This window comes from Micromonospora sp. NPDC005197, from assembly GCF_040608295.1.
GTDB lineage: Bacteria > Actinomycetota > Actinomycetes > Mycobacteriales > Micromonosporaceae > Micromonospora.
The window spans coordinates 1-15811 of the sequence record NZ_JBEXHY010000116.1; the positions used below are offsets into that span (position 1 = coordinate 1).

General features: G+C 72.7%; 14 protein-coding genes. 2 read left to right on the top strand and 12 right to left on the bottom strand.

Annotation, left to right across the window (positions count from 1 at the left end):
• From ABZU46_RS25985 to ABZU46_RS26025, 9 genes are all read right to left on the bottom strand, one after another.
• On the bottom strand, positions 1–1514 hold a 1514-nt coding region (locus tag ABZU46_RS25985), incomplete at its 3' end, for an ATP-binding protein (RefSeq protein WP_354861824.1).
• A gap of 137 nt (positions 1515–1651) precedes the next feature.
• On the bottom strand, positions 1652–2263 hold the full coding sequence (locus tag ABZU46_RS25990; protein ID WP_354861826.1) for a TetR/AcrR family transcriptional regulator: 612 nt from the start codon (positions 2261–2263) through the stop codon (positions 1652–1654).
• Positions 2264–2357: 94 nt separating this feature from the next.
• On the bottom strand, positions 2358–3125 hold the full coding sequence (locus tag ABZU46_RS25995) for an SDR family oxidoreductase (RefSeq protein WP_354861828.1): 768 nt from the start codon (positions 3123–3125) through the stop codon (positions 2358–2360).
• A gap of 133 nt (positions 3126–3258) precedes the next feature.
• On the bottom strand, positions 3259–4545 hold the full coding sequence (locus ABZU46_RS26000) for an ABC transporter substrate-binding protein (protein ID WP_354861830.1): 1287 nt from the start codon (positions 4543–4545) through the stop codon (positions 3259–3261).
• Positions 4546–4628: 83 nt separating this feature from the next.
• Positions 4629–5744, bottom strand: a complete 1116-nt coding sequence (locus ABZU46_RS26005; RefSeq protein ID WP_354861831.1) for a branched-chain amino acid ABC transporter permease — start codon at positions 5742–5744, stop codon at positions 4629–4631.
• Positions 5741–6619 carry a branched-chain amino acid ABC transporter permease gene (locus ABZU46_RS26010; protein ID WP_354861833.1) on the bottom strand — a complete coding sequence of 293 codons (879 nt, stop codon included), beginning with the start codon at positions 6617–6619 and terminating at the stop codon, positions 5741–5743. The genes ABZU46_RS26005 and ABZU46_RS26010 overlap by 4 nt, the downstream gene beginning before the upstream one ends.
• A gap of 28 nt (positions 6620–6647) precedes the next feature.
• Positions 6648–7370, bottom strand: a complete 723-nt coding sequence (locus tag ABZU46_RS26015) for an ABC transporter ATP-binding protein (protein ID WP_354861834.1) — start codon at positions 7368–7370, stop codon at positions 6648–6650.
• Between the two features lie 58 nt (positions 7371–7428).
• Complete coding sequence (locus ABZU46_RS26020; RefSeq protein WP_354861836.1) at positions 7429–8211, bottom strand: ATP-binding cassette domain-containing protein; 783 nt, start codon at positions 8209–8211, stop codon at positions 7429–7431.
• Between the two features lie 131 nt (positions 8212–8342).
• A complete protein-coding gene (locus ABZU46_RS26025) occupies positions 8343–9239 on the bottom strand; it encodes an alpha/beta hydrolase (protein WP_354861838.1) in 897 nt (298 codons plus the stop codon).
• 183 nt (positions 9240–9422) lie between these two features.
• Between ABZU46_RS26025 and ABZU46_RS26030 the strand changes: the two genes are divergently transcribed.
• Positions 9423–11684, top strand: coding sequence for a catalase (locus ABZU46_RS26030; RefSeq protein ID WP_354861840.1), 2262 nt, complete (start codon positions 9423–9425; stop codon positions 11682–11684).
• Positions 11685–11797: 113 nt separating this feature from the next.
• On the opposite strand, the gene ABZU46_RS26035 is transcribed toward ABZU46_RS26030, so the two are convergent.
• Entirely contained in the window at positions 11798–12667 is an 870-nt protein-coding gene (locus ABZU46_RS26035) for an LLM class F420-dependent oxidoreductase (protein WP_354861841.1), read from the bottom strand.
• A gap of 567 nt (positions 12668–13234) precedes the next feature.
• Between ABZU46_RS26035 and ABZU46_RS26040 the strand changes: the two genes are divergently transcribed.
• Positions 13235–13735 (top strand): winged helix-turn-helix domain-containing protein, encoded by a 501-nt coding sequence (locus ABZU46_RS26040; RefSeq protein WP_354861843.1) that lies wholly within the window; start codon positions 13235–13237, stop codon positions 13733–13735.
• Between the two features lie 179 nt (positions 13736–13914).
• On the opposite strand, the gene ABZU46_RS26045 is transcribed toward ABZU46_RS26040, so the two are convergent.
• Both ABZU46_RS26045 and ABZU46_RS26050 read right to left on the bottom strand, forming a co-directional pair.
• Positions 13915–14181, bottom strand: coding sequence for a hypothetical protein (locus ABZU46_RS26045; RefSeq protein ID WP_354861845.1), 267 nt, complete (start codon positions 14179–14181; stop codon positions 13915–13917).
• Between the two features lie 265 nt (positions 14182–14446).
• On the bottom strand, positions 14447–15625 hold the full coding sequence (locus ABZU46_RS26050) for a helix-turn-helix transcriptional regulator (RefSeq protein WP_354861846.1): 1179 nt from the start codon (positions 15623–15625) through the stop codon (positions 14447–14449).
• Positions 15626–15811 lie beyond the last annotated feature (186 nt).

Consider the following 15811-nt stretch of genomic DNA (forward strand, 5'->3'; position numbering starts at 1 on the left):
GTGGCGGCCACCCCGGTGACGAGGCATCCCGCCAGCTCCACGGCCGGCGGGTCGTTCGGGTGCCGCAGGGCCGCGGCCCGCCGGCCGACCTCCGCGTACCGGTACTGGTCGCCGGCGAAGCACACGGCCTCGCCGGCCCGCGCCAGCGCCTCCATGGCCACGGCGCGGTCGGTCCCGGCCACCGTACGCGCGGCGGACAGCAGCGTGGCCGCCGCGCCGGCGGCGTCGTCACAGCGCAGTTGCAGCTCGCCGCGCAGCAGCCCGGCGTGCCCGGTGACGGTCGGGTCCGCGCAGGTCGCGCGGAGGCGGTCGAGCAGGAGCCGGGCCTGGCCGGGTTGCCCGGCGGTCCAGGCGTACCGGGCGGCGGCGAGCAGGCGCGCTGCGACGTCGCTCGGGCGGTCGCTGAGCGCGGCGGCCCGGCACAGCGCGGCCGACGCCACGGCCCAGCCGTCGCGCCCACCGGCCGCCGCCCGCTCCAACTCGGCGGCGAGGGCCGGATCGGCGCCCGCCGTCGCGGCAGCGAGGTGCATCGCCCGCAGCAGCCGTTGCCCGTCCGGATCGAGAACCTCCGCGAGCAGCCGGTGCGCCGCGCGCCGCTGGGCCAGCGGCGCACCGGCCGCGACCATCGTGCGGGCCAGCGGCTGCGCGAACGTGACGCCCCCGGGCTCGACCCGAACCAGACCGGCGGCTTCGGCCGGGGCGAGCGCCTCGACGGCCAGGCCGGCGGCGTCGGCCGCGCGAACGAAGGTCGCCGGTTCGTCCGACTCGTCGAGCGCGGCGAGCAGCAGCATCCGGCGGGTGTCCGGCGGCAGCCGGTCGAGGCGGGCCCGGTAGGCGCGGGCGAGTGCGCCATCGGCCGGCGGCGCGGCCGGCAGGGGCTCCTCCCCGCGCCACTGCCCCGGGTTCAGCACCTCGGTGAGGTCCACGAGAGCCTGCGGGTTGCCGCCACCGACGGCGGCGAGCGTGGCCGCGACCGGCGCGGCGGGTCGCTCGGGTAGCCGGTCGGTGAGGACGGCGATGCTGTCCCGCTCGCCGAGCGGCGGCAGCCGGTGCGCCGCGATGCCGTCGACGGTGGTGCCGACGTCCGCAGTGAGCAGGACGGCGGCCGGCAGGTGCCGTAGCCTGCGGGCGACGAAGGCCAGCACCTGCGCGGTCTGCGGGTCACCCCGGTCGACGTCGTCCATGGTGGCGAGCAGCGGGCGCTCCCGGGCGGCCGCGGCGAGCAGACCGAGGACGGCCACCGACAGGGCCAGCCGGCGCTCGGGCCGGCAGCCCTCGCCGTCCAACGCCCGGCGCAGCAGGTGCCGTCGCGGCTCGGGCAGGGCGGCGGCCCGGTCGAGCACCGGATCGAGCAGACGTTGCAGGCCGGCGTACGGCAGCGTCGCCTCCTCGGGCAGCCCGGCGCCGCCGAGGACGGTGCAGTCCTTCGCGTACCGGTGGGCGTAGGAGAGCAGCGCCGTCCGGCCCGAGCCGGGCTCGCCGTGCAGGAGCAGAGCCCCACCGCCGTCGGGCACGCCGTCGAGCAGAGTCCGGATGGCTCGGCACTGGTCGTCCCGGCCGCGCAACACGGTTATTTGCACTGAGTATGCAGTAACCATGCGTCCCAGTGTCACCCATCGGTCACCGGATGGAAAGAGGGGACGAGCCGGGATCAGTCGGTCGTGACCTCGGCGAGCAGCGCGCCGACCGTCCGGGACATCACCGCGCGGGCCTGGTCCACGCCCAGCCCGAGGCCGTAGCGCAGCATCGACCAGGCCGGCCACATGCTCGCCGCCACCACCGCGTTGAGCAGCTGCTCGCGCCCCCGCCCGGCGTTCGTCAGCTCGGCGGCGAAGAGGTGCTCGACCTCGTCGCGCACCCGGTCGATGTGCTTGAGGCGGTTGCGGTGCAGTTGGTCGGAGACCGGCTCGCGCATCTGCGCGGCCCGCGCCGACGGCGCGATGAGCTGGAGCAGCCGTGCCCGCTGCCGGCAGTACGCGTCGACCCGCTTGGCCAGCGGCAACGCGGGCGAGATCGGCCGGTAGGCGGCATCCTGCTGGCGCAGCACCTCGGCGCCGCTCGCCTCGAAGAGCGTCTCCATGTCCTTGAAGTTGGTCCAGAGTGTCCGCAGTGAGATGCCGGCCCGTTCGGCGATGCGCTCCCCGGTCGGCCGCAGGTCGCCCTCGGCGATGAGTGCCAGGTGCGCCTCGACGATGGCTGCCCGGGTGCGCTCGGCCCGGGCCGTCCGCCCGTCCACCCGCCCCGGGGCCTCGACCCTGTTCATCCGCCCCCGCCCCTTCACCGCCACGACGTCGCCCGGCTCCCCGCCGAGTCTAGACAGGCGATGATCAGGCACCTCCGAGCGCGCACGACAGGTGTCATCCGGGCCGGCCGGCCAGCGTGACGCCACCGTCGCAGACGATGGTCTGTCCGGTGATCCAGGCGGCGTCGGGGCCGGCCAGGAAGGCGACCGCGCCCGCCACGTCCGGCGCGACACCGAGCCGACCGAGGGGGTACCGCGCCGCGACCTCGTCCTCGCGCCCCTCGTAGAGCGCCGCGGCGAAGCGGGTCTTGACCACCCCGGGGGCGACGGCGTTGACCCGGATCGTCGGCCCCAGCTCGACGGCGAGACTGGCGGTGAGGTGGTTGAGCGCGGCCTTGCTCACGCCGTAGAAGGCGATGCCCGGCGACGGCGCGAGGCCGGCGATCGAGGAGACGTTGACCACGCAGCCGCCCCGCTCGGTCATGCCGGCGGCGCAGACCTCCTGTACCCAGCCCAGCGCGGCGACGAGGTTGACGTCGAGGATCTTGCGGGCGGCGGCCAGGTCCAGCTCGACCAGCGGGCCGTGCACGGGGTTGATGCCGGTGTTGTTGACCAGCAGGTCCACCGGCCCGAACGCCGCGCCGACCTGCCGCACCGCCTCGGCCCGGTGCGCCGGGTCGTCGGCCCGGCCGGGCACGGCCACGGCGTACGCGGGGCCGCCGAGGGCGGCGACGGCGTCGGCGAGCGCCTCGGGACGGCGGGCGGTCAGACCCACCCGGGCGCCCTCGGCGACGAGGCGTCGGGCGATGGCCAGGCCGATCCCGCGACTGGCGCCGGTGACGATGGCGACCCGACCCGCGAGTCGACCTGAAATTGCATCCACAGTGCAGATAGTAGGAGGACTGATCGGTGTCGGTCAACGGCCGCCACCCGTCGGCGCCGCGCACGGCATCCGGGCACGCTCGTACGACCCGGAGGCAATGACCCCCGGGTCGTACGAGGCGATGGCGGGCTCGTCAGGAGACGGTCGGCACCCCGTTCGCCGGCGGCGCGACCGGCGGGGCGCTGTACTCGGTGACCGGCCCGTCCCCGTCGTCGGTCTCGTACGTCGGCCCGAAGTAGCTCTGCACTCCTCCGCTCACCCGGCTCAACCGCTGCCCGCCGTAGCCGGAGTGGTCGTCGGCGGAGAAGCGCAGCGGCGCGAGCCCGGGGCCCGCAAAGCCGCCCTTCTGGACCGCGTCGAGCACCTTCTCGCGGGTGACGTCCTTGCCGGCGGCGAGGAGCACCTGCACGAAGAGGTAGCCGACCGACATGCCGTAGACGGTGTTGCCGTCGAACGGCGCGTCACCGTTGTGCGTCTTGTTGATCTTCGTGAAGAGCTGGATCCACGGGTTCGCGGTGTCGTTCTGCATCGGCAGGTAGTTGGTGCCGACCATGCCCTCCAGCAGCGGGGCGGCGGCGCCGAGCTGCTTGGCCAGGGTCGGGTGGTCGGCGCCGACGTTGGAGACCAGCCACTGCGGCTTGAAGCCCAGCCGTGCGGCGGTGCCGATGGACAGCGCGGTGAAGCCGGGCACGGTCGCCAGCATGACGACCTGACAGCCGGCCGCCTTGAACGCGCCGATCTGCGGCGCGACGTTGGTGTTGCTGGTGACGTACGTCTGCTTGACGGCCACCGCCCCGGCGCCGAGCACCTTCTCCACGCCGGCCAGGCTGTCGCGGCCGAAGTCGTCGTCCTGACCGAGAAAGCAGACCTTCTGGCCGGCCAGGTTCGCCTTCGTGTAGTTGGCGAGGATCTTGCCCTCGATCGTGTAGTCCGGGTTGAAGCCGAACGTGCCGGGATACTTGTCGGGCTGGTCCCAGCTGCGGCTGCCGGAGGCGACGAAGAGATCGGGCACCCGGTTGGTCTTGAGGAAGTCGAGCACACCGGTGTGCGTCGGCGTGCCCAGGCCGTTGAGGATGGCGAAGACCTTGTCCTGCAGGACGAGCTGGCGTACCACCTGCTGGGTGTTCGCCGGGTTGTAGCCGTCGTCCATGATCTTGTAGGTGATCTTCCGGCCGTGCACGCCGCCGTTGGCGTTGACGTAGTCGAAGTACGCCTTCGTCGCCGGGGCGATCTTGGAGTAGCCGGCCGAGGCCGGTCCGGTGAGCGGCATGTGGGTGCCGACGACGATCTCGGTGTCGGTGACCCCCGGCACCGACCCCCCGCCGGAGGTGGGGCCGTCGTCGCCGCCACAGCCCGCGGCGGTGACGAGCAGGGCGATGGTGCTGGCGATCGCGAGACCGCGTCGTGCCGTACGGTGCATGGGAAACACCGACCTTTCTCGGTCCGGTTCGGTGGGAACGGTGTGGTGGTGAGGCGCCCGGCCGAGGCCGGGCCGGGGACAGCTCAGGAACGCCGCGCCGGCCAGCGGGCCCGCAGCCCTCGGCCGAGACGGGACAGCAGACCCTGCACACCGCCGGGCGCGGCGATCATCACGACGATCAGCGTGCCGCCGAAGATCGCCAGCGGGAGGTTGCCCTCCAGCCGCTGCGCCACCGCCGGCGAGAGGGTGAGCAGCTCGGTCACGGAATGGGTGAGATCGGGCAGGGCGACCAGCAGCACGGCCCCCCACAGCGCGCCGGCGAGGCGACCGAGGCCACCGATCACCACCGCCATCAGCAGGAAGAGTGACAGGGTCAGCGAGAACGCCCCGGGCGAGACGCTCTGCGCGAGCATCGCGAGCAGTCCGCCGCCGAGCCCGGCGGTGGCGGCACTGACCACGAAGGCGAGAACCTGCGTGCGGGCCACGTGGATGCCCGCGAGCCGGGCCGCCACCTCGTCGTCGCGGACCGCCCGGAAGGTCCGCCCGTACCGGCTGCGGATGAGGTTCGCCACCAGCAGCAGGGCCAGCAGGGTGGCAGCGCCCGAGAGCCAGAGCTGCCACCGCTCGTACGGGAAGTACGCGCCGAGCGCCATCGGCGGCGGCTCCACCGGCACCGACAGCCCCTGCTCGCCGTTGAACACGCCGTCGAAGGTGACGGCCAACGCCGGCACCACGACGGCCACGGCGAGCGTCACCCCGGCGAGGTAGGGCCCGCGCAGCCGGGCCGCCGCCACACCGACCACCGCGCCGACCGCGACCGTGCCCAGCACCGCCGCGACCAGCGACAGCGGCAACAGCCAACCGCCGGTCAACCCCCGGTCGGCGAACGCGTTCTGGCACAGGGCCACGGTGTACGCGCCGGTCGCCATCAACGCCCCGTGCCCCAGCGACAGCTGACCGTTGAGCCCGGTGAGGACGGTCAACCCGGCGGTGGCGCAGAGATACGCCGCCACCGTGGCGAGCTGGAAGTTGCGGAACGGCTCGACGGCGTAGCTGACCGCCACCAGCACCAGCCCCACGGCGAGCAGCACGGCGAGGTGCCGCAGCAGCGTGGAGCCGCGTCGCCCGCGGTCGACCGGACGGTCGCCGGTCTGGGCCGGCCGCTGCCTCGGCGGCAGGGCCGCCCGGGTGGCGCTCACACCCGCCTCGCCGCGACCGGGGCGAACAACCCGCCGGGCCGGACCAGCAGCACCGCCAGCAGCAGGACGAGCACCGCCAGCGGGGTGAGGTCGCTGCCGGCGTACCCGCTGACGTAGGAGAGCAGCAGACCCACCACCAGGCCACCGACCACCGCCCCCGGTGGACTGTCCAGCCCGCCGACCACCGCCGCGGTGAACGCCGAGACGAACATCAGGTCCATGGCGTGCGGGTGCAGGCCCAACTCGGTCGGGATGACAAGCATCGCGGCGAGCGCGCCCACGCCGGAGGCGAGCGCCCAGCCGAGCGTCAACATCCCGCCGACGTTGACCCCGAGCAGGCGGGAGACCTCCGGCGCGAAGGCCGCCGCGCGCATCCGCAACCCGACGGCGGTACGCGCGAACATCCAGGCCAACGCGCTGACCACCACTCCGATCGTGGCGAAGACGAACAGGTCGTACGGCGACAGCACGGCCACCCCGCCGACGGTGAGGGCGGACCGGCTGAACGGGACGTCGGCGGGGCGGAACTCGTTGCCGTACACCATGCCCAGCACGGCCTGGAGCACCAGCACCAGCCCGAGCGCGACGATGACCGGGTTGAGCGGCGACGCGTGGTCGACGTGCCGCATCACGACCCGGTCCACCAGCGCGCCGAGCAGCAGGCCGGCGACGATCGCGACCAGGAAGCCGAGCCAGTAGGAGCCGGTCGCGGCGGACACGGAGTACGCGACGTACGCGGCGGCGACGGCCATCGCCCCCTGGGCGAAGTTGACGACCCGCGCCGCCCGCCAGATGAGCACCAGCGCCAGCGCGAACGCGGCGTACACCGCGCCCCGCGACAGACCGTCGACGGTGAGGAAGACGAAGCGGTCCAACAGTCCTCCCTCCAGGGGACGAGGTGGGTCAGAAGCCGAGGTACGCGTGGCGCAGGTCGTCGTCGTCGCGCAGCGTGGCCGCCGGGGCGGCGATCACCACCTGGCCCAGTGACATCACGACGCCCTGGTCGGCCACGGCGAGCGCGCTGCGCACGTTCTGCTCGACGAGCAGCACGGTCAGGCCGGTGCGGTCGCGCAGCTGGCGCAGCAGCGCCATGGTCCGGGCGACCACCCGGGGTGCCAGGCCGAGCGACGGCTCGTCGAGCAGCAGCAGGCGCGGCCGGCCGACCAGTGCCCGGCCCAGCGCGAGCATCTGCCGCTCACCACCGGAGAGCTGGTGGCCGAGGTGCCGGCGACGCCGGGCGAGCGGCTCGAAGAGCTGGTAGACCTCGTCGAGGGCGCGGCCGGCGTCCGCACGGTCCCGCCGCCACAGCCCGCCGAGCCGCAGGTTCTCGTCGACAGTCAACTCGCTGATCACGCCCCGCCCCTCCGGCACGTGCGCCATGCCGCGCCGGACGAGCTGCTCCACCGGCGTACCCCGCAGGTCCTCCCCCGCGAGGACGACCTGGCCGGCGGCCGGACGGATCATGCCGGAGAGCGCCCGCAGCAGCGTCGTCTTGCCGGCGCCGTTGGCGCCCACGACGGCGGCGATCGTGCCGGCCGGCACGGTGAGGTCGACCGCCCGCAACACCGGCGCGGCACCGTAACCGGCCACCAGCCCCCGCACCACGAGCAGATCGGCCGCGCTCACGCTGGGCCTTCCTTCGTTCGCGACCGCCCGGCTCGCGCGCCCCGCGCAGTCCTCGCGCTCACGAGGTCTCCTCGACGAGGGCACCGAGGTAGGCGTCGGCGACCGTCGTGTCGTCGCGGATCTCGTCCGGCGTGCCGGCGGCGATCACCCGGCCGAAGTCGAGCACCACGAGCTCGTCGCAGACGGCCATCACCAGGTCCATGTGGTGCTCGACGAGCAGCACCGCGCACGGGTCGGCGTCGCGCCGAGGGAGCTGCCGCACCAGCTCGGCGAGCTCGGCGATGTCGTCGGCGCCGAGGCCGCCGGCGGGTTCGTCGAGCAGCAGCAGCCGGGGCCGCGCGGCGAGCGCGCGGGCCAGGGCGACCCGCTGGCGTACGGCGAAGGGCAGCGTGCCCGGCGCGGCGTCGGCGTGCCGGGCGATCCCCAGGTCGTCGAGGACGTCCAGGGCGTGCTCGCGCAGCCGGCGCTCGTCGCGGTCGCTGCGGGGCAGCCCGAGCAGCGCCGACCCGAAGCCGGCGCGGGCGGTGTGCGACGCGCCGGTCATCACGTTCTCCAGGACGCTGAGACCGGCGAAGAGCCCGGTCCCCTGCAGGGTCCGGGCGATGCCGAGTCTGGTCAGCCGGTGCGGCCGTGGTCGCAGCGGACGACCGTCGAGAGTGAGCGAACCCATCTGGGGCGTCACGAAGCCACAGATCACGTTGAACAACGTGGTCTTGCCGGCGCCGTTGGGCCCGATCACGCCCACCACCCGGTTGGGTGGCACTCGCAGCGAGACGTCGTCGAGGGCCGTGAGGCCGCCGAAACGGACGCCGATGCCGTGCAGTTCGAGCCCGCGTTCCATCACCCATCCCTCTGCCGTGGCGGGTGTTATTTACACTCGCAGTGTACGTTTCTCGGTTATGGCGTCAAGACCTTCGATGCGCTGACGCGACCGGGGCGGCCGCCAACGGCGACCACCCCGGCCCGACCCGCTCAGTAACTGGGGCAGGTGTTGCGGTACTCCTCGATCGCCGACCCGCTCGGGCCCGGGCAGAGGAACTGCTCGTAGCGGGTGTCGTCGTCGACGAACCGCTTCAACCAGGCCACCATCTGGCGGGCCGTCGGCGTGTTGACCGTCTGCGGGAAGAAGTGGCTCGCGCCGTTCAACTCCAGGTACGCCTTCTCGGCCGAGGCCGGGATGCTGGTGTAGAACGGCACCGAGTGCGACGCGACAGGCGCGACCGTGTCGCTCTCGCCGCCGATGATCAGCGTGGGCACCCGCAGCTCGGACCAGCTCTTGTCCGTGTTCCAGGGCGCGAGGGGCACCGCGGCCTGCAACGACGGCCGCGCCGAGGCGGCCTCCAGGCTGCCGCCGCCGCCCATCGAGTGGCCGGCGACCGCGAGGCGGCTGCTGTCGATGCGGCTGCGCACCGAGCTGCGTTCGGTGAGGTAGTCGAGCGCGGCGAGCAGCTGCCGGCCACGGCTGTCCGGCTGGTCGAACCGGCTGTTGGTCTCGATCCCGATCACCACGAAGCCGTGCGAGGCGATCCGCGGCCCGAGCCAGCTGATGCTGGACCACGCGGCCGTGTAGCCGGGCGAGATGGCGACGGCGCCGAACGTGCCCTCGCTGGTGCTGGTCGGGTAGTAGATGACCCCGCCGCCGAAGCCGGTGACGCTCAACGAGGACACGCTCTGCGAGGCGGTGGCGAAGGGGCCGCGGCTGGCCTCCAGGATCGCGGTGGTCGGGGCGGGGCCCCGCTCGTACGGGCTGGCCGCCTGAGCGGGGGCGGGTCCGGCGAGGACACCGGCGGCGAGCAGGGTGGCGGCCAGCGCGAGCCGGACGGCGCGAGCGGGCGCGGAACGGGGACGGGTGGTGGTTGGTGACGACACGTCGGGCACTCCCTAGAGTCGAGCGATATCGACGTTCGTCAGTCTTCGCCGCTCCGCTCGGCCCCCGCATCGGTGAAATCACCAGTCCCGCCCGCAGATCGGATCTTCTGCGCGTTTCGACCCTCCGACCAGGGGTAGGGGTGCAGGGGCATGCCCAAACGCTCCACGGAGAGGTTCACACCAGTGGATTCCAGCAAGCCCGCCGAGGCGGTCAAGAACGTCGTGAAGACCGCCTCCGAAAAGATCGCCGACGCTCTGACGCCCGAGGTGCCCGGCGCCCCGGGCAGCGCACCCCCACCCGTCGAGGAACCGACCTCGCCCCACGACCCGCTGCCGCCGAAGCCGGAACAGGGCGCACCGCAGACCCGTACGCCGACCGGCGCCGAGACCGGCGTGCCGGCGACCGCGAAGGGCCAGCAGGGCGCGTACCTCACCACGGCGAACGGGGCGCGACTGCGCGACACCGACCACTCGCTCAAGGCCGGGCCCCGGGGGCCGGTGCTCCTCCAGGACCACCACCTGCGCGAGAAGATCACGCACTTCGACCACGAGCGCATTCCGGAGCGTGTGGTGCACGCCCGTGGCGCGGGCGCGCACGGGGTGTTCACGGCCTACGGCACCGCCGAGGCGGTGACCCGGGCCGGCTTCCTCAAGAAGGGGCGCGAGACGGAGGTCTTCGTCCGGTTCTCCACAGTGCTCGGGTCGCGCGGCTCGGCCGACACGGTCCGGGACACCCGTGGCTTCGCGACGAAGTTCTACACCGACGAGGGCACCTTCGACCTGGTCGGCAACAACATGCCGGTCTTCTTCATCCAGGACGCCATCAAGTTCCCCGACATCATCCACGCCGCGAAGCCGCACCCCGACCGGGAGATCCCGCAGGCGCAGAGCGCGCACGACACCTTCTGGGACTTCGTCTCGCTGCACACCGAGGCGCAGCACCACGCCATGTGGAACATGTCCGACCGGGGCATCCCGCGCTCGTACCGGACGATGGAGGGCTTCGGTGTGCACACCTTCCGCCTCGTCAACGAGGCCGGGGAGACGGTGCTGGCGAAGTTCCACTGGAAGCCGAAGCTCGGTGTGCACTCCCTGACCTGGGAGGAGGCGCAGCTGCTCGGCGGCATCGACCCCGACTTCCACCGCCGGGACCTCTACGACGCGATCGAGGCCGGCGCGTTCCCCGAGTGGGAACTCGGCATTCAGGTCTTCCCCGACACTCCCGAGGAGACCTTCGCCGGGATCGACCTGCTGGACGCCACGAAAATCGTTCCGGAGGAACTGGCGGAGGTGCAGCCGATCGGCAGGCTGGTCCTCAACCGGACGCCGACGAACTTCTTCGCCGAGACCGAGCAGGTCGCCTTCCACCTCGGCCACCTGCCGCCGGGCATCGACGTCACGAACGACCCGCTGTTGCAGGGCCGGCTCTTCTCGTACGTCGACACGCAGCTCACCCGCCTCGGCGGGCCGAACTTCGCACAGATCCCGATCAACCGCCCGCACGCCGCGGTCAACGACATGCTGCGCGACGGCTTCCACCAGCACGCCGTGCACGCCGGGGTGGCGCCGTACCGGCCGAACTCGCTCGACGGTGGCAACCCCTTCCCGGCCGGCGACGCCGAGAACGCATTCCTCGACGTGCCGGTGACCGTGGCGCAGGCGCCAAAGGTTCGGGCCAACCCAGCGTCGTTCGACGACCACTACAGCCAGGTACGCCTGTTCTGGCTGAGCATGTCGCCGGTCGAGAAGGAGCACATCATCCGGGCGTACACCTTCGAGCTGGGCAAGTGCTACCACCAGGCGATCAAGGAGCGCCAGCTCCAGTGCCTCGCCAACATCGACCCGGTGCTGTGCGAGCAGGTCGCCACCGGCCTGGGACTGCCCGCGCCGCAGCCGACGGTGCCGCTGGCCGACGTCGCGCCGAGCCCGGCCCTGTCGCAGGTCGGCGGGGCATGGCCCGCCGACGGTCGCACGGTCGGGATCGTCGTGGACCCCGACGGTGACCTGGACGGCGTCGGCGAGGTCCGCCGGGCCGTGTTCGAGGCCGGCATGGTGCCGCTGCTGATCGCCCCGCACGGGGGCATGGTGGGCGACATGCCCGTCCAGCGGACCTTCGCCACCGGCCGGTCGGTCGAGCTGGACGCGCTCCTGCTGGCCGGGGCGCCGGTGCCCGCACCGGACGCGCTGCCCGCGCGCGACGCCAAGGCCGGCCGGCCGGGCGCGGCGACCGTCGATCCCCGCGTGCTGCTCCTGGTCGAGGAGTGCTGGCGGCACGCCAAGGCGATCGGCGCCTGGGGCGCCGGCGTCACCGTGTTGGAGCAGGCCGGGGTGGCCGGCACCCCGGGCATCGTGTCCGCCGGCTCGGGCGCCGAGGCGCTGACCGCGGTGCAGCAGTTGATGGCCGCGCACCGGGTGTGGGAGAGGTTCCCCGCCTCGGTCGGCTGACCGGTCACCGACGAGGGCCGTCCCCCGCTTCGGCGGGAGGGCGGCCCTCGCCGTCGTGGGCGAGCAGCCGGTCGCGCCTCGCGCAGCGACCCGGACCCGCAATTCCTGTCGCGTCAGCCGATGTCGGCCAGCCGCGGCAGCACCTCGTCGCCGAGCCGCCGGGCGAACTCCACGGGATGCCGGTCCGGCGTGACCTGCACCTCGGTGACGCCGAGCTTGGCATAGTCGGACACCTCGGCGAGGAACCCGTCGAGATCCTCCAGCGGCGGCTTGGAGGCCAGCACTGTTTTCTCGATGCTGTCGTAGTCGCGGCCCTCGGCAGCGCAGTGCCCGCGCAGCACGTCCAGCTTGTGCGCGATCCCCTCGGCGCCGGTGCCGAACAGGTTGCAGGCATCGGCGTACCGGGCGACCAGCAGCAGCGTCTTCTTCTCGCCGCTGCCACCGATCATGATGGGCGGGTGCGGACGACGCAGCGGCTGCGGCGAGTTGATCGTCTCCGTGAGCTGGTAGTGCCGCCCGTCGAACGGCCCGTTGTCGTCGCTGAACATCTGCCGGCAGATCCGCAGCGTCTCCTCCAGCCGCTCGAACCGCTCGGCCACCGGCACCACTGGCACGCCGAGCCCGCGCTGCTCCCGCTCGTACCAGGACGCCCCGATGCCGAGCCGGGCCCGGCCTCCGGAGAGCACGTCGAGGGTCGTCACGGTCTTGGCCAGCAGCCCCGGATACCGGTACATCACACCCGTGACCAGCACACCGAGCGTCATTCGACGGGTCTGCGCCGCGACGAAGCCCAACGTCGTGTACGCCTCCAACATCGGCTCCTCGGCCGGGGCCAGCGCCTCCATCTGGAAGAAGTGGTCCATGACCGTGAACGAGGCCACGCCGGCCTGGTCGGCGATGGTCGCCGCCTCGGTGAGGGTCGGCGCGATGGCGGCCGGATCGGCCGGAGTCGAGAAAGTCCAGTAGTGCAGCCCGAGCTTCATGTTCGGCACCTCCGCGATCGAGCCTAGTAGTGGTCGGCCGCGTGCCCGACGCTTCGCCGCGAAGATGGTCTGGTCGGTGTCCAGCGACCCGCCGGACGAACAGCACGCCGGTGAGCACCCGGGCGAGCAGGAAGCAGACGGCAGCTCCGAGCAGCCGGAGACCGGGCGGCGCGGCGACGCGACCGGACGGCAGCGCCCGCGCGGAGCCGGACGACAGCGCCCGCGCGGAGCCGGGCGACGACCGACCGACGGGGTACGACGATCCGTGGGACACGTCGACCATGCTCGTCCCGCCAGGTCCGGACGCCGTCCGTGGATTGTCTTCGTTCTGTCACAACCGCCGGTCACCATTGGAAAAAAGCGGCGATCCCGCTCTCCCAACCCCCCTTGTTGTCGCCAAGCCGTCCGCACGGCTGTGACCTCGACCGTCATTCACATGCTTACATGCAACTATGTTTTACCCAGCCGAGACGAGCCACCACTAGGGTCAGGACGCCGATCGATGGTCGTCCTCGGCGGTGCGAAAACCATCCGGAGTGTTCGTGGGGAACCGGAAGGGGTTGGGCAATGCAGGGAATTCCGGTCGCCTCGCTGGTCATCGGCATCGCGTCCTCGCCGGCTGAGCGCCGGCAGTTGGCCCGTCTGCTCGGCGGGACCGACGCCTTCCTGATCGTCTCGAACGTCGACCAGGCACGGGGGTTCCTCGGGGTGGGCGAGCTGCCCCCCGTACCTCCTCCCGTCCCGGCCGTGCGCACGGAGGCCGCGCCACGCCCGCAGCCGCCGCCGGATCTGAGCGTCGACTCCGACCGCCGGGTGGTGTGCTGGCGCGATCAGGAGATCGACCTGACCCGGCTGGAACACGACGTCCTGCTCTGCCTCGTCGACGCTCCCGGGCAGATCTGGACCTACGAGCGACTGCACCTCAAGGTCTGGGGCAACCGGCACCTCGGCCGTGGGTCCGACATGCATTCGGTCGTCCGTCGGGTGCGCCGCAAGCTCGCCCGGCTGGACGCCGCCGCCACGATCCACGCGGTCCGCGGCGTCGGCTTCCGGCTCGCCCCCGTCTGACACACCGCGCCGACGAGCACCGGGGAGAAACAGGTCGTGGGCGACGAGCTGACCGAACGCCTCCGCCCACTCCCGGCAGCGGCCCCGCGTCCCGCAGACCGGGCAGCGACCGGCAACGGCCTGGTGCTCGATGAGGGTCCGCCGCCACCGCGCCTCCAACCGGGCGAGCGTGGGGGCGGTCATGGCCTCGCACCGGCCGCTGCGGCGGCAAGAACGTCGACGCTGACCAGCACCTCGAAGCAGAACGGCTGCGAGCAGTCGGCGGACTCCCACGCACAGTCCGGGCCGTGGCCGTACACCCAGGCGAAGCGCGGGTCATGAGATTCGTGGACGGACACGATGACGATGTCGTGGTGTGTCTGGCCCTCGATGCCAGGGCTGGGCTGCCACTCGGTAGGCCGCACCGACATCCGGGTGCCGGGGCCGGGCATCTGCCGGGCGGTCACCGGACCGACCCGTCGTAGTGGTGAGCTGGTCGGCCGGTCAGAGTGGATACCAGTTTGCGGATCATCGCTCGCCCCTCGCCTCCGGAGCAGAGTCGGCCGGTCATATCCGGCACGGCGCCCCTGCCCTCCCTGGCGGGACCGGCGGCGCTGAGCGCCCACATCACGTCCGACAGCACACCGGCCACTGATCCCGTAAACATGACGCTACGGAGGGTTACCTGCGGTCAGGAGGACGCGGCTGTCCGCCGTCAACCGATCCTGTCCGCTACTCGCCCGTGCTGGTCCGGTCGAACTGCTCGTACACGTCACGCAGGTCGGCAGCCTCCGGTGCGCCCGTCCGCTCGACCCGGCGCAACACCTCCCGCGCCCGCCACCAATTCGACGGCACCACTCGCCCCGACGCGACCGCCTCCGCGGCGAACACCGACGCCTCATCCGGTCGTCCGGCGGTCACCAACGCCAGCCCGAGGTCCAGTCGAGCCGATGCCGCCCGCCGGGGCCGCTCACCGCCGTCGCCGCGCGGATCCAGGTGGGCCAGCACGGACCGCGCGACCCGCTCGGCGGCGGGGTCACCTGCCCACGCCAGCGTCGTCGCCGCGTACGCCTCAGCCTTTGCCGGGTCGTACCGGTAGTGGTGCTCCGCCCGTTCCGGGACAGGCAGGTTCGCAGTCAAGCGTTCCACCCGGTCCAGTGCCCGACGCGTCTCACGGACCGCGCCCATCCGCGCCCATGCCCGCGCCTCCTGCGCGGTCGCCTGAATGTGCGCGGAGCTGCCGACAGGCGCCACCTGTTGCGCCTGCCGCGACAGGTCCAGGGCACCCCGGTAGTCGCCGAGGGTCAGCACCTCCCACGCCCGCGTCTCCAGACACCAACCCTGAATCTCCGGATGCTCGGCGTGGCCGGCGAGCCCGGATGCCGCGGTGAGGTGCGCGGCGGCGGCGCCCGGCTGTTGCAGGTCGATGTGCACGGTGGCCCTCAGTACGGCCAGCCAGCCGCCCGCGACGACGAGACGCCGTTGCTGGGCGAGGGTGACCCGGCCGCCGAGTAGTCGGGTGACATAGGCGAGGTGCTGACGCACCATCGGCAGCAGGTCGACCGGCGCGGTTGTGGGGTACAGGCTGGCGAGGTCGTCCACGCCTCGCTCGATGCGGGCGAGGGTTTCGGCGCTGACGTCGCAAGCAGCGACCCGCCGGAGCAGTTCGTCGGCTTCGGCTTCGTGGTCGACGGGCGCGCGCACGAGGCGGACAAGAGCACCGTTGGCGTGCAGTGCCTGGTCAAGGTGCTGGGCGGTTTCCACGGTGGGTGCCTTGCTGCCGGCCTCAAGTTCGTGCAGGTGGCTCTTGCCCCGGTGGGTGAGCTGACCGAGGGCCCGCAGGGACAGCCCGGACTGCTCGCGGAGCTGACGAAGCGTGTTGCCGAAGCGCGGGTCGACGTGGGACGTCATGGCTGTGCTCCCAGGTAGCGGTCTGGGGGGTGGGCCGCCCACCGCTACAACCGGCGGCACCACCAGCGCTCACGCTACCCGCAGTATCGCGTCCGGTCACCCATCGCTGTAGCGCAACGACCGGCTCGCCAGGAGCGCTCCTGACCGGCCGATCGAAGCTGGTCCGGCCCGCCTGGTCGAGGACCA

Coding starts and splice junctions, on each gene's coding strand:
- ABZU46_RS26020 (WP_354861836.1), bottom strand. CDS start 8,211: ATGGAACGCGGGCTCGAACTGCACGGCATCGGCGTCCGTTTCGGCGGC.
- ABZU46_RS26040 (WP_354861843.1), top strand. CDS start 13,235: ATGCAGGGAATTCCGGTCGCCTCGCTGGTCATCGGCATCGCGTCCTCG.
- ABZU46_RS26050 (WP_354861846.1), bottom strand. CDS start 15,625: ATGACGTCCCACGTCGACCCGCGCTTCGGCAACACGCTTCGTCAGCTC.
- ABZU46_RS26035 (WP_354861841.1), bottom strand. CDS start 12,667: ATGAAGCTCGGGCTGCACTACTGGACTTTCTCGACTCCGGCCGATCCG.
- ABZU46_RS26000 (WP_354861830.1), bottom strand. CDS start 4,545: ATGCACCGTACGGCACGACGCGGTCTCGCGATCGCCAGCACCATCGCC.
- ABZU46_RS25990 (WP_354861826.1), bottom strand. CDS start 2,263: ATGAACAGGGTCGAGGCCCCGGGGCGGGTGGACGGGCGGACGGCCCGG.